Here is a 12,824-nt window from a genome sequence, read left to right as displayed (position 1 = left end):
CTTCCGGGTCCAGTGGGCCCGGTGGAGCCGCCTACCCCTCGGGTACGCCGCCGTATGGAACCGGCCAGTCCCCGGAGGAGAACCCTGTGACCTCGAACCCGTCAACGCCCGATCCGGACGGGCCCAAGACCGAGACGACGCTGACGACCCGGATCCGGATCAACATCCCGGGTTCGCGGCCGATCCCGCCCGTGGTCGTACGCACGCCGATGGGCACCAACTCCGGATCCGCGGACGCCGGCCACGAGGCGCCGCAGAGCCCCGAGCCGGGACCGCGGGCGGCCCTGCCCGCCGCGCCTTCCGCGGCGGCGGGCGAGCCGCGCCTCGAGCAGCGGCCGAAGCCCCTGCCGACCCGGATCCAGGCCGAGCCGGAGCCGGCCGCCGAAGCCGAGGCGCCGTCCAGCAACTGGTTCGCCCCCCGCAAGGCGCCCGCCCCGCAGCCGGCGCCCGCCCCGGCACCGGCCCCCGCGCCCGGCCCGGGTCCCGCGCCGCTGCCGACCCGGTCCGGCGGCGCCCCCGCGCCCACCCCGCCGCTGCCGACCCGGTCCACCGGCGCCTCGCTCCCCGGCGCCATGGCCGCGCCCGCACCCGCGCCCGCACCCGGACCCGCCAGGGCGCCGATGCCGCCGGCGCCGGCCGTGCCCGGCGCCGGCTTCGCCACGCCGCCGCCCGCGCCCGGCGCACCGATGCCCGACCCGGGACACGGCTTCGGCCCGGACTCCGGCCCGATGCCCGGCGGGATGATGCCCGAGGGCCCCGTCCCCGGCGCCCCCGTCCCCGGCGCCCCCGTCCCCGGCGCCCCCGTCCCCGGCGTCCCCGGCGACGGCTCCGACCCGTCCCTCGAGTGGTTCCGCGGCGGCCCGGGCGACGCTCCGGCCGGCCCCACCGCGGGCCCCGGCCTGGGCAGCAGCCCCGCAGGCGGCCCCGGCGGCCCCGATGCGCCCCGCTGGCCCGGCCCCGGCCTGGACACCCCGTCCCTCGTCCCCACCCCCGGACTGGCCGCCGCCCCGGCCGCCCGCCGCCCCGCGCCCGCGCAGGCGAAGCCCGCCCCCGCCAAGAAGAAGGGCCGCTCCAAGGTGGTCCTGATCGGCGGCGCGGTCATCGTCCTGTTCGGCGTGGCCTACGGCGCGGGCCTGCTCCTGAACCACTCCGACGTCCCCAAGGGCACCACCGTCCTCGGCGTCGACATCAGCGGCAGCCGCGACGAGGCCGTGACCAAGCTCCAGACCGCCTTCGGCACCCGCGCCGCCGCCCCGCTCCAGGTCAGCGTCGGCGGCAAGCAGGCCGAGCTGAAGCCCGACAAGGCCGGTCTGGGCCTCGACGCCCAGACCACCGTCCGCAACGCGGCCGGCAGCGACTACAACCCCGTCACCGTCATCGGCTCGCTCCTCGGCAACGAGCGCGTCGCCGACCCGGTGATGCCGGTCGACGAGGAGAAGCTGCGGGTGGCCCTCCAGGAGCTCGCCGGGACCTCCGGCACCGCTTCCGAGGCGACCATCAAGTTCGACACCGGCAAGGCCGTCGCCGTCCCCGGCCAGCCCGGCAGCACCCTCGACGTCGACGCCTCCGTCCCCATCGTCTCCAAGGCCTTCCGCGACATGGTCGAGACCGGCAAGTCGGCCGCGCCCGAACTGCCCGTCACCACCAAGGCGCCGACCATCGACCAGGCCGAGATCGACCGGGCGATGAAGGAGTTCGCCGAGCCCGCGATGTCCGCAAACGCCATCGTCAAGATCGGCAACAAGCCCATCGCCTTCGGCGCCAAGTCCCTGCCCAAGATCCTCAGCATGCAGCCCGTGGACGGCCACCTCGTCGAGAAGTACGACCTCGACGCGCTCAAGGCCACGTACGGGAACACCTGGGACGGGGTCCTGATCACCCGGGGCACCGGCGAGAAGACCCCGGTCACCCCGCAGGACGTGGCCGGCGCCCTCACCAAGGCCCTGCGCGGCAAGACCACGGCCGAGCGCACCGTGGTCGTCGACACCAACCCGAGCTAGGCCGCAGGCGTACCGCTCACGACCGTGCCCCCGCCCGAACCCCGGGCGGGGGCCCCGTCATGTCCACGGCATGACATCCGTCATGCGGCCCTCACGACGGGCGACACTGCCGCGCGGCACCCCCCACCGGCGAAGCTCGACACATGACGACCACGACCGCGACACGCACCGCGCAGCCCGCCACCGACACCGTGGTGAGCTTCGAGAACGTGACCAAGAGCTACGGCACGGTCCGGGCGGTCGACGGCCTCTCCCTCGCGCTCCACCCGGGCGAGACCGTCGCACTCCTCGGCCCCAACGGCGCCGGCAAGTCCACCACCCTCGACCTCCTCCTCGGCCTGCGCCCGGCCGACTCCGGCTCCGTCCGGCTCTTCGGCACCACCCCGCGCGAAGCCGTGGCCGCCGGCCGGGTCGGCGCGATGCTCCAGAGCGGCGGCCTGATGGAGGAGGTGACCGTACGGGAGATCGTGGCGCTCGGCTGCGCCCTGCACCCCCGGCCGCACCCCGTCGACCAGGTCCTCTCGCGGGCCGGCATCGACAAGATCGCCGACCGCAAGGTCGACAAGCTCTCCGGCGGCCAGGAGCAGCGGGTGCGCTTCGCGCTCGCCACGGTCGGCGACAGCGACCTCATCGTGCTCGACGAGCCGACCACCGGCATGGACGTCACCTCCCGCCAGTCCTTCTGGGCCACCATGCGGGAACAGGCCGACCAGGGCCGCACCGTCCTCTTCGCCACGCACTACCTGGAGGAGGCCGACGCGATCGCCGACCGCGTCATCGTCCTCGCCAAGGGCCGGGTGCTCGCCGACGGCACCGCCGCCGAGATCAAGGCGAAGGCCGGAGCCCGGAAGATCACCTTCGACCTGACGGAACCGGCGGACAGCGCCCGGCTGCGCGAGCTGCCCTTCGTGACGTCCTTCGAGCAGCGCGGCGACACCGTGCGGATCCAGTCCCGCGACGCCGACGCGACCGTCCACGCCCTGTACGGGCTGGGGCTCTACCCCCGCAATCTGGAGGTCGCCGGCCTCGGCCTGGAACAGGCCTTCATCGCCCTCACCGAGGCCGAGGAGGCCACGAAGTGAACGCCCTCATCAAGCTCGAGATCGTCCGCGCCCTGCGCAACAAGAAGTACCTCTTCTTCACGGTCCTCTACCCGGCCGCCCTCTTCCTGATGCTCGGCGGCACCCTCGACGGCACCACCAAGGTCATGGGCACCGAACTGACCATGCCCGCCTTCTACATGGTCGCCATGGCCTCCTTCGGCGCCCTGACCGCCGTCCTGATGGGCAACAGCGAACGCATCGCCAAGGAACGCGAGAAGGGCTGGGTCCGCCAGCTGCGGCTCACCGCCCTCCCCGGCCGCGGCTACGTCCTCGCCAAGACCGCCGGCGCCGGCGTGCTCTCCCTCCCGGCCATCCTGGTCGTCTTCGCGGTGGCCGCGTCCGTGAAGGACGTACGGTTCGACGCCTGGCAGTGGCTCGCCCTCACCGGCTCCATCTGGGCCGGCAGCCTGGTCTTCGCGGCGCTCGGCGTCGCCCTCGGCTACCTGGCCAGCGGGGACAGCGTCCGCCCCATCACGATGCTGGTCTACTTCGGCCTCTCCATCCTCGGCGGCCTGTGGATGCCCACCGCGAACTTCCCGCAGTGGCTCCGGAACATCTGCGAATGGCTCCCCACCCACGCCTACGCGGGCCTCGGCCAGGCCATCGAACTCGGCGGAGCACCCCACGCGAAGGACGTGGCGATCCTCGCGGTGTACTTCGTACTGTTCACCGGTGCGGCCGCCTGGCTGTACCGCAAGGACTCACTGAAGGCGTGAACCCGTGGCGCTGACGACGGAAGCCGAAGCGGTCCCGGGGACCGGGATCGGAATAAAGCCGCTGACCCTCCGCCAGCAGCTGGTGAAGGCCCTGTGGATCGGCATCTGGCTGTTCTACCTGAGCGCGCCCGTCACCGACCTGATCCGCGGCGGGCACTCCGCCGGGCCCCGGATCCTCGGAGCGCTGGGCCTCACCGCCTTCGTGGCCTGGTACCTGGTGCTGGTCTTCCGCACCGTCCGGCAGATGGCCGTGCCGCGGGTGCTGGTCTCGCTGGCCGTGCTCGCCGCACAGGCCACGGTCCTGTCGCTGACGCTGGGCCGCGAATGGCTCGTCCTCTTCGTCTACGTGTCCATCTCCTCCGGCGCCGCCCTGCCCGCCGAGGTCTCCCGCTGGACGGTCCCCGCCGCGACCGCGCTGCTGACCGCCACCGCCTACGCGGTACCCGGCGGTGACGCCTACCTCGCGGGCCTGCTGATCCCGGCGCTGATGGGCGGCTTCGCGATGGTCGGCATCCGCGCGATGATCCGCACCACCATGGAACTGCGCGAGGCGCGGGCCACGGTGGCGCAGCTCGCCGCCAACGAGGAACGCCTGCGGATGGCGCGCGACCTGCACGACCTGCTGGGCCACTCGCTGTCCCTGATCACGCTGAAGAGCGAGCTGGCCGGGCGGATGCTGCCGGACCGGCCCGACGCGGCGGCCCAGCAGGTGGCGGACATCGAGCGGGTCAGCCGGCAGGCGCTGGTCGACGTACGCGAAGCCGTGAGCGGCTACCGGCGGCCCACCCTGCCCGGCGAACTCGCGGGAGCCCGGACCGCACTGGCCGCGGCCGGCGTCGTCGCGAAGCTCCCGACCGGGGAGGGCTCCGGCCTGCCCGGGGAACTGACCGAGGAACAGGAGTCCGCCCTCGCCTGGGCGCTGCGCGAAGCGGTCACGAACGTGGTCCGGCACAGCGGCGCGAAGCGGTGCGCGGTCGGCCTGGAGACGCCGCAGACGCTGGAGGGGCCGGTCGTGGAGCTGACGGTCCGGGACGACGGCGCGGGCGGCCAGGCCACCCCCGGCAACGGCCTCACCGGCCTGACGGAACGCCTGGAGGCGGTCGGCGGCACGCTGTCGGCCGGGCCGGCCGGGAAGTCCGGCTTCCGGCTCGTGGCCCGGGTCCCCCTAGGATCGCGGTCATGAGCCCACGCCCCATCCGCATCCTGCTGGCGGAGGACCAGTCGATGGTCCGCGAGGCCCTCGCCGCGCTGCTCGGCCTGGAGCCGGACATCGAGGTACTGGCGCAGGTCGCCCGCGGCGACGAGGTGGTGGAGGCGGCCCGCGCGCACGACGTGAACGTCGCGCTGCTGGACATCGAGATGCCGGGCATGACGGGCATCGAGGCGGCCGCGGCCCTGCGCTCGGCCCTCCCGGACATACGGATCGTCATCCTCACCACCTTCGGCCGCCCCGGATACCTGCGCGGGGCGATGGAGGCGGGCGCCTCCGCGTTCCTCGTCAAGGACGCCCCCGCCGCGCAGCTGGCGGCGGCCGTGCGGAAGGTCCTCGAAGGGGAGCGGGTCATCGACCCCACCCTGGCGGCGGCGGCCCTCGCGGAGGGGGCGAACCCGCTCACGGAGCGGGAACGGGAGGTCCTGCGGGCGGCGGAGTCCGGAGCGACCAACGCGGAGCTCGCCGTGCGGCTGCACCTCTCGCAGGGCACGGTCCGCAACTACCTCTCGACGGCCATCCAGAAACTCGCGGCCCGCAACCGAGCGGAGGCCGTGCGCGTGGCCCGCGAAAAGGGCTGGCTGTAGCGCCCTCCCACCGCTGCGCGGGGCCGCTCCGCGCAGCGGCCCCGTAGCGGCCCGCCCCGGCGGGCGGGCCGGGTCAGTTCAGCAGGGCCCGCGCAGCAGCGGCCTCGGACCGGATCCTGGCGGCGGCATCGGCGTCGATCACGGACACCACCTCCGCGTACGCCTCCAGCTCCGCCGCCCCCTCCCGGAAGGAACCGCGTTCCACCAGCAGCCGCGCCCGGTCGTACCGCAGCGACGCCGGATGCGACGGCAGCAGCAGCGACAGCTCCAGCGCCCACAGCGCGACCCCCGAGTGCTCCGGGCGGGCCGACGCCCACGCACGGATGTTGTTCAGGATCCGCAGCACGATGTCCAGCGTCCGCGCGGGTGTCCGCGGCCCGGACGCCAGCTCCGCCGGGCCCGCGCCCAGCGAGGCGCCGCCCGCGAACGGGTCGACGACCACGCCCTCCTCCGGGTCCCCGAAGCCCACCACGAAGTGCCCCGGCAGGCCCAGCCCGTACACCGGCGCCCCCGCACGCCGGGCGACCTCCAGCCAGACGACGGACAGCAGGATCGGCAGGCCCCGCCGGCGCCGCAGCACCTCGTGCAGCAGCGAGGACGACAGCCGGTCGTAGTCCGCCGGGGTGCCGTGGAACCCGAGCCGCCCGCCCAGCAGTTCCGTGACCGCCGAGGCCCACTCCCGCGCGCCCCGCAGCCCGAACGGCAGCATCCCGGCCAGCCGGTCCAGCTCGATCTGCGCCCAGTCCATGACGCGTTCGTCGAGGTCCGGGTCGGCCTCAGCCGCCAGCAGCAGGCACAGCACCGCCAGGTCCGGCCGCTCCGCCCGGGCCTCCTCCGCGAACCGCTCACGCCACTGCGAGGTCACGACGCCGCCGCCCGGTAGTGGTGGTACGTGTGGTGCGTCGTGAAGCCGAGGCCGTCGTACAGCGCCCGCGCCCCCGCGTTGTCCGTCTCGACCTGGAGCCACGCCGCCGACGCGCCCTCCTCCAGAGCCCGCCGGGCCAGCGCGGCCATCACGGCCGTCGCCAGGCCCTCCCGGCGGTGCTCAGGATCGACCGTCACCGCCGCGAAGCCGGCCCAGCGTCCGTCGACCACCAGCCGGCCGATCGCCCGGCCCCCGGGCAGCGCCGCGAACCACACCGACGGCCCCTCCACCAGCATCCGGCGCGCCACGTCCGGGTCGGAGACCTTCCCGTAGCGCCCGAGCCACTCCGCGTCCGGGACACGGGTCAGACGTACGGACCCGGCTTCCGGCGCCTCGACGTCGGCCACCGGCGCCAGCGCCCCGATCCGCACCTCCGCCGACACCTCGGACACCCAGCCCCGGCGCTCCAGCTCCGCACACAGCAGCTCCTGCGTCCCGGCGGCGCCCGTCGCGGCCTGCACATAGGCGGGAAGGTCACGTTCCGCGTACCAGGAGGTCACCCGGGCGAGTGCATCGTCCAGCGGTATGCCCGGGTCGCCGAGCGGCAGCACGGAGTTGGCCCGCCGGGTGAATCCGGCCGCCGCCCGCAGCGTCCACTCGCCGAGCGGCTCGCTCTCCAGCGGCTGCCAGGACCGCGCCGCGACCCGCGACAGCTCCTCGAAGGAGGCCGCCGGACCCCGCCTGCGGGCCGGCGCCGGGGGCACGACCTTGCCCGCGACCAGCGCGGATTCCGCGATGCGGACGGATTCGCCGTTCTTTCGTGTGATCAGCAGCACACCCCGGTCCCAGGATGTGAGAACTCCGACCGTGTCCGTGAACTGGGGTGATCCGCCCAGCTCGCCTTCCGCCCGTCGTACGGAGACTCGTTTACCCACGTCAGCCGGGGTGATGCGGACCTCCAGCAGTCCGCCCGCAGTGAATTCCACAGCTCTGTCCGCCCCTCCTGTTCGGATCGTGCCCGGGAACGGAGATACTAGGTGTGGGCATCGACGACGCCGCGCTCCCGCGCGATATGGACAGCCCTACCGAGGAGGAACGAGAGCGTGACCTACGTCATCGCGGAGCCTTGTGTCGACGTCAAGGACAAGGCATGCATCGAAGAGTGCCCCGTCGACTGCATCTACGAGGGCCAGCGGTCCTTGTACATCCACCCGGACGAGTGCGTCGACTGTGGTGCGTGTGAGCCGGTCTGCCCGGTCGAGGCCATCTTCTACGAGGACGACACCCCGGAGGAGTGGAAGGACTACTACAAGGCGAACGTCGAGTTCTTCGACGAGCTCGGTTCGCCCGGTGGCGCTTCCAAGCTGGGCCTGATCGAGCGCGATCACCCCTTCATCGCTGCGCTGCCCGCCGGCATCAACGGCGAGCACTGACCTTCCAGTCAGAAGCGCCCCTCGGTCCCGTACGGCCTGCCGGCCGCACGGGACCGAGGCGTTTTCCGATCCGCTACCAGCCAGTACCGAGAGAGAGCAGAGACCACCGTGGCCGCAGTATCCGACCGTCTTCCCGCCTTCCCGTGGGACAAGCTGGAGCCCTATAAGGCCACGGCTGCGGCCCACGCGGACGGCATCGTCGACCTGTCGGTCGGCACCCCCGTGGACCCGGTCCCGGAGCTGATCCAGCGCGCCCTGGCCGGCGCCGCCGACTCCCCGGGGTACCCGACGGTGTGGGGCACGCCCGCCCTGCGCGACGCGATCACGGGCTGGGTGCGCGACCGACTCGGCGCGAGCGCCGCCGGGCACCGCAACGTCCTGCCCGTCGTCGGCTCCAAGGAGCTCGTGGCCTGGCTGCCGACCCAGCTGGGCCTCGGCGCGGGCGACAAGGTGGCCTACCCGCGGCTCGCCTACCCCACGTACGAGGTCGGCGCGCGGCTCTGCGGCGCCGAGGCCGTGGTCTACGACGACCCGACCGAGCTCGACCCGGCCGGCGTGAAGCTCCTGTGGCTCAACTCCCCGTCCAACCCCACCGGGAAGGTCCTCTCCAAGGAGGAGCTCATCCGGATCGTGGCCTGGGCGCGCGAGCACGGCATCCTGCTCTTCAGCGACGAGTGCTACCTGGAGCTGGGCTGGGAGGCCGAGCCCGTCTCCGTCCTCGACGACGAGGTCTGCGGCGGCTCGTACGAGGGCATCGTCTCCGTCCACTCCCTCTCCAAGCGCTCCAACCTGGCCGGCTACCGCGCGGCCTTCATCGCCGGTGACGCGGCGGTCCTCGGCGAACTGCTGGAGATCCGCAAGCACGGCGGCATGATGACCCCCGCCCCCGTACAGGCCGCCACGGTGGCCGCGCTCGGAGACGACGCGCACGTGGAGGAGCAGCGGGTCCGCTACGCCGCCCGCCGCGCGGCGCTGCGCGCGGCGCTGGAGGCCCACGGCTTCCGGGTCGAGCACAGCGAGGCCAGCCTGTACCTGTGGGTGACCCGGGACGAGCCGTGCTGGGACACGGTCGCCCACCTCGCGGGGCTCGGCATCCTGGTCGCGCCGGGCGACTTCTACGGCGAGGCCGGCGCCCGCTTCGTGCGCGTCGCGTTCACCGCCACCGACGAGCGGGTGGAGGCGGCGGTCAAGCGCCTCGCGGGCTGAGCCCCGGGGGCCGTCGGCCCCTGCACACGCCCGAAGGGGCCGGGAGTTCGTGCTCCCGGCCCCTTCGGCGCTCCTGCGGTCGTACGGAGATCAGCCGAGCGGCAGACCACCGGGCAGACCACCGGGCAGGCCGCCCGGCAGCGAGCCCAGCGGCAGCTCCTGCGCGGCCGGGACGGGCAGCCCGCCGAGCAGACCGCCCGCCTGGCCGGCCACGTCCGCGGCCGGGACGGCCTTGGTCGCGGTGCTCGTGGCGGCGGAGGCGGTCTCCGCGGCCGACGAGGCGGCGTCGGCGTCCGGGGCGGTCAGGGCGCCCAGCTGCTGCACGGGCTCCAGGCCGGCGGCACTGGCCGCGCCGGCCGCACCGACCACGGGCGCTGCCCCGGCTGCGACGAGCAGCGCGGCACGGGCGATCCGACGGGTCAGGGGGAGGGACATGATGCTCCTAAGCGGTAGCGGCTGAGTACGCCGTGTACAACCGCTCGTGGGGGGCGGTGAGTTGCGGAGCCGCCGGGTAAAGGATCGGTAACGCATCGTTTAATCGGCTTCCGGGAAAAGCCCATTGAATGCGCGCCGACCAGGGATTCTTCCCCGAGCGGGCCCCCTCGGCCCGCCCACCGCCTCACCCCCGCGCGGGTGACCCACCGCACGCCTGACCGGACCGGATCCGAACCGCCGCCTGCGGGCGGGCGGCCGCTGCGCGGGGCCGGGCCGCGGAGGACCGGCCCGGCGGCCCGCCGGTTCAGCGGGCGGTGAAGATCCGGACGTCGTCCGGCCCCGCGCTCTGCGGGTCCCCGGAGCCCGCCTTGCCCGGCACCTTGTCGATCCAGCGGCCCTTGTTCTCGCCCGCGATCCACGCCTTGCCGTCGTACCCGACCCGCGTGATGTTCAGCTTCGCCGCGTTCGCCACCGCCCAGTGCGCGAGTTCCCAGCCGCGCTGCCGGTCGACCGTCCCCTTCTTGTCCGTCACCGGCACGGCGACCTCCGCCCGGTCCGCCGGGCCCGAACGGCCCAGCGAGGACGCCGGCGGCCCGAGCTTCGGCGCTGCCTTGGGCCCGAACACCCGGGTCAGCTCCGCCTTCACCTTCTCCGGATCGCCCGAACCGGGCCGCGGGACGGGGCCGGTGCACGTCAGCGTCCCCGGCGCACTGCCCGTGAACGTCGCCGCGAGCAGCGTCGCGTCCGGCTCGTGCTTCGCGTACGCCTGCGGGAAACCGCTGAGCTGGACCTGCTGCGCCGCCTCCGTCAGGGGCAGCCGGGCCCACCCCCTGACCTCCTTGAGCCGGTCGTAGAAGATTCCGGCCGAGTACACGGGGTCCTGGATCTGCGCGGGCGTGCCCCAGCCCTGCGAGGGCCGCTGCTGGAACAGGCCCAGCGAGTCCCGGTCGCCGTGGTCGAGGTTGCGCAGCGCCGACTCCTGCATCGCGGTGGCCACCGCTATCGTCACCGCCCGCTCCGGCATCGGCTTGCCCGTGCCCACCACGGCGATCGTCGCCGCGTTCCCCGCCTGCTCGGGAGTCATCGAGTACGACCCGTCCTCCCCTCCGTCCGCCGCCCGGACGACGCAGTGCGGCGCACCCAGGCCACCCGTGGAGTCCTGCTGGACGGCGAAGTAGCCGATGACCGCGAGCAGGACGAGCAGGCCGGCGGCAGCCCGGAGCAGCCTGCGGCGGCGACGGGGGCGGGAGTGATCGCTCTGGGACACGCGGCCCACCGTACTTGAGCCACGTGACGCGTCCACCGGGCGGACGTGGAAGGTTCGCCACACTCCGGGGGGTTAGGGTCAGAGGCATGTCCGAATCCGAGCTGGACCTCACCCTGGACGCCGCCGAGCTGACCGCCCGGCTCGTCGACATTCCTTCCGTGAGCGGCGACGAGAAGGTGCTCGCCGACCTCGTGGAACACGCGCTGCGCGCACTGCCGCACCTCACCGTGGACCGTTTCGGAAACAACGTCGTGGCCCGCACGAACCTCGGCCGCGCCGAGCGCGTCGTACTCGCCGGCCACCTCGACACCGTGCCGATCGCCGACAACGTCCCGTCCCGACTCGACGAGAACGACGTCCTGTGGGGCTGCGGCACCACCGACATGAAGTCCGGCGTCGCCGTGCAGCTGCGCATCGCGGCCACGGTGCCCGAGCCGAACCGCGACCTCACCTTCGTCTTCTACGACCAGGAAGAGGTCGCCGCCGACCTCAACGGTCTCGGCAAGGTCGCCGAAGCCCACCCCGACTGGCTGACCGGCGACTTCGCGGTGCTCCTCGAGCCCTCCAACGCCGAGGTCGAGGGCGGCTGCCAGGGCACCCTGCGCGTGCTGCTCCGCACGACCGGCGAGCGCGCCCACTCCGCCCGCAGCTGGATGGGCTCCAACGCCATCCACGCCGCCGGCCCGATCCTGGCCCGGCTGGCGGCGTACGAGCCCCGCAAGCCGGTCATCGACGGCCTCGAGTACCACGAGGGCCTGAGCGCCGTCCGGATCGAGGGCGGCGTCGCCAACAACGTCATCCCCGACGCGTGCACGGTCACCGTCAACTTCCGCTACGCCCCGGACCGCAGCGAGGCCGACGCCGTCGCCCACGTCCGGGAGGTCTTCGCGGACTGCGACATTGCCGAGTTCGTGATCGACGACTCGTCCCCGGGCGCCCTCCCGGGCCTCTCCCACCCGGCCGCCGCGGCTTTCATGGAAGCCGTCGGGGGCCATGCCATGCCGAAGTTCGGGTGGACCGACGTCTCCCGCTTCAGCGCGCTCGGCGTTCCGGCCGTCAACTACGGCCCGGGCGACGCCCTGCTGGCCCACAAGGTCGACGAGCGGGTGGAGACGAAGGCGATCCTGCACTGCGAGGAACGACTCCGCGCCTGGCTGACCGACTGAATTCCGCTTCCCGTCACCTTCGTGCGCCTACCCTGATCCAACGATCAGCAGGAGGGAGCACATCATGGGCAACCCCGAGAGTTCCGCCCGTCGTCGGCCCGAGGAGCAGCAGCTCGGGCCGGTGCTGAGGAGGCGGAGCCAGGTGCAGGCGGGCAGCACGACGGACCAGCGGCTGCTGGACTCCGCCGGGCCCTCCGAGTGGGTGCACACCGATCCCTGGCGGGTCCTGCGCATCCAGTCGGAGTTCATCGAGGGCTTCGGCACGCTCGCCGAGCTGCCGCCCGCGATCAGCGTGTTCGGGTCGGCCCGCACCGCCGCGGGCACGGCCGAGTACGAGGCGGGCGTCCGGATCGGCAGCGCGCTGGTCGACGCCGGCTTCGCGGTGATCACCGGCGGCGGGCCGGGAGCGATGGAGGCGGCCAACAAGGGCGCCCGCGAGGCGGGCGGCATCTCGGTCGGCCTCGGCATCGAGCTGCCCTTCGAGCAGGGTCTGAACCAGCACGTCGACCTGGGGCTGAACTTCCGGTACTTCTTCGTCCGCAAGACGATGTTCGTGAAGTACAGCCAGGGCTTCGTCGTCCTGCCGGGCGGCCTCGGCACGCTGGACGAGCTGTTCGAGGCGCTGACCCTGGTCCAGACGCAGAAGATCACCCGCTTCCCGATCGTGCTGTTCGGGTCGGAGTACTGGAGCGGTCTGGTCGACTGGCTGCGGAACACGGTGATCGCCCAGGGCAAGGCCTCGGAGAAGGACCTGTACCTCTTCCACGTCACGGACGACGTGGACGAGGCGATCGCACTGGTGACGAAGGAAGTGGGCAAGTAGCCCCACCGGACTC

13 protein-coding genes are annotated in these 12,824 nt (G+C 73.5%); 9 read left to right on the top strand and 4 right to left on the bottom strand.

Annotation, left to right across the window (positions count from 1 at the left end; translation table 11 throughout):
• Positions 1–86 precede the first annotated feature (86 nt).
• The 5 genes from ACIGFK_RS05555 (at position 87) to ACIGFK_RS05535 (ending at position 5,616) form a co-directional block, all read left to right on the top strand.
• Positions 87–2,000 (top strand): peptidoglycan binding domain-containing protein, encoded by a 1,914-nt coding sequence (locus ACIGFK_RS05555; RefSeq protein ID WP_400050656.1) that lies wholly within the window; start codon positions 87–89, stop codon positions 1,998–2,000.
• A 143-nt stretch (positions 2,001–2,143) separates the two neighbouring features.
• Entirely contained in the window at positions 2,144–3,082 is a 939-nt protein-coding gene (locus ACIGFK_RS05550; protein WP_376659742.1) for an ABC transporter ATP-binding protein, read from the top strand.
• The gene (locus ACIGFK_RS05545; protein WP_376659741.1) at positions 3,079–3,819 is read left to right on the top strand and encodes an ABC transporter permease; all 741 of its coding nucleotides are present in this window, start codon (positions 3,079–3,081) and stop codon (positions 3,817–3,819) included. The genes ACIGFK_RS05550 and ACIGFK_RS05545 overlap by 4 nt, the downstream gene beginning before the upstream one ends.
• Positions 3,820–3,823: 4 nt before the next feature.
• The gene (locus ACIGFK_RS05540; protein WP_376659740.1) at positions 3,824–5,002 is read left to right on the top strand and encodes a sensor histidine kinase; all 1,179 of its coding nucleotides are present in this window, start codon (positions 3,824–3,826) and stop codon (positions 5,000–5,002) included.
• The gene (locus ACIGFK_RS05535) at positions 4,999–5,616 is read left to right on the top strand and encodes a DNA-binding response regulator (protein WP_376659739.1); all 618 of its coding nucleotides are present in this window, start codon (positions 4,999–5,001) and stop codon (positions 5,614–5,616) included. The genes ACIGFK_RS05540 and ACIGFK_RS05535 overlap by 4 nt, the downstream gene beginning before the upstream one ends.
• A 73-nt stretch (positions 5,617–5,689) precedes the next feature.
• Here ACIGFK_RS05535 and ACIGFK_RS05530 read toward each other — a convergent pair whose 3' ends face one another.
• Both ACIGFK_RS05530 and ACIGFK_RS05525 read right to left on the bottom strand, forming a co-directional pair.
• Positions 5,690–6,481 carry a tetratricopeptide repeat protein gene (locus ACIGFK_RS05530; protein WP_376659738.1) on the bottom strand — a complete coding sequence of 264 codons (792 nt, stop codon included), beginning with the start codon at positions 6,479–6,481 and terminating at the stop codon, positions 5,690–5,692.
• A complete protein-coding gene (locus ACIGFK_RS05525; RefSeq protein WP_400050654.1) occupies positions 6,478–7,467 on the bottom strand; it encodes a GNAT family N-acetyltransferase in 990 nt (329 codons plus the stop codon). Before ACIGFK_RS05525 ends, ACIGFK_RS05530 begins: the two co-directional genes overlap by 4 nt.
• A gap of 117 nt (positions 7,468–7,584) precedes the next feature.
• Here ACIGFK_RS05525 and fdxA point away from each other — a divergent pair, with 117 nt between their 5' ends.
• Together fdxA and dapC are read left to right on the top strand one after the other, a co-directional pair.
• Positions 7,585–7,914 carry a ferredoxin gene (gene fdxA, locus ACIGFK_RS05520; protein ID WP_030713714.1) on the top strand — a complete coding sequence of 110 codons (330 nt, stop codon included), beginning with the start codon at positions 7,585–7,587 and terminating at the stop codon, positions 7,912–7,914.
• A gap of 108 nt (positions 7,915–8,022) precedes the next feature.
• Positions 8,023–9,120 (top strand): succinyldiaminopimelate transaminase, encoded by a 1,098-nt coding sequence (gene dapC, locus ACIGFK_RS05515; RefSeq protein ID WP_376659736.1) that lies wholly within the window; start codon positions 8,023–8,025, stop codon positions 9,118–9,120.
• A gap of 90 nt (positions 9,121–9,210) precedes the next feature.
• On the opposite strand, the gene ACIGFK_RS05510 is transcribed toward dapC, so the two are convergent.
• Together ACIGFK_RS05510 and ACIGFK_RS05505 are read right to left on the bottom strand one after the other, a co-directional pair.
• Positions 9,211–9,555 carry an ATP-binding protein gene (locus tag ACIGFK_RS05510; protein ID WP_376659735.1) on the bottom strand — a complete coding sequence of 115 codons (345 nt, stop codon included), beginning with the start codon at positions 9,553–9,555 and terminating at the stop codon, positions 9,211–9,213.
• 304 nt (positions 9,556–9,859) lie between these two features.
• A complete protein-coding gene (locus ACIGFK_RS05505; RefSeq protein ID WP_376659734.1) occupies positions 9,860–10,831 on the bottom strand; it encodes a hypothetical protein in 972 nt (323 codons plus the stop codon).
• 77 nt (positions 10,832–10,908) lie between these two features.
• Here ACIGFK_RS05505 and dapE point away from each other — a divergent pair, with 77 nt between their 5' ends.
• Positions 10,909–11,988, top strand: a complete 1,080-nt coding sequence (dapE, locus tag ACIGFK_RS05500; protein ID WP_376659733.1) for a succinyl-diaminopimelate desuccinylase — start codon at positions 10,909–10,911, stop codon at positions 11,986–11,988.
• A 64-nt stretch (positions 11,989–12,052) separates the two neighbouring features.
• Entirely contained in the window at positions 12,053–12,811 is a 759-nt protein-coding gene (locus ACIGFK_RS05495) for a TIGR00730 family Rossman fold protein (RefSeq protein ID WP_376659732.1), read from the top strand.
• Positions 12,812–12,824 lie beyond the last annotated feature (13 nt).

This window comes from Streptomyces sp. NPDC085524, from assembly GCF_044541755.1.
Lineage (GTDB): Bacteria > Actinomycetota > Actinomycetes > Streptomycetales > Streptomycetaceae > Streptomyces.
Note: the sequence above shows the minus strand (reverse complement) of the source record. Positions and strands in the feature narration are given on the sequence as shown.

Coding starts and splice junctions, on each gene's coding strand:
- ACIGFK_RS05535 (WP_376659739.1), top strand. CDS start 4,999: ATGAGCCCACGCCCCATCCGCATCCTGCTGGCGGAGGACCAGTCGATG.
- ACIGFK_RS05495 (WP_376659732.1), top strand. CDS start 12,053: ATGGGCAACCCCGAGAGTTCCGCCCGTCGTCGGCCCGAGGAGCAGCAG.
- ACIGFK_RS05550 (WP_376659742.1), top strand. CDS start 2,144: ATGACGACCACGACCGCGACACGCACCGCGCAGCCCGCCACCGACACC.
- dapE (WP_376659733.1), top strand. CDS start 10,909: ATGTCCGAATCCGAGCTGGACCTCACCCTGGACGCCGCCGAGCTGACC.
- ACIGFK_RS05510 (WP_376659735.1), bottom strand. CDS start 9,555: ATGTCCCTCCCCCTGACCCGTCGGATCGCCCGTGCCGCGCTGCTCGTC.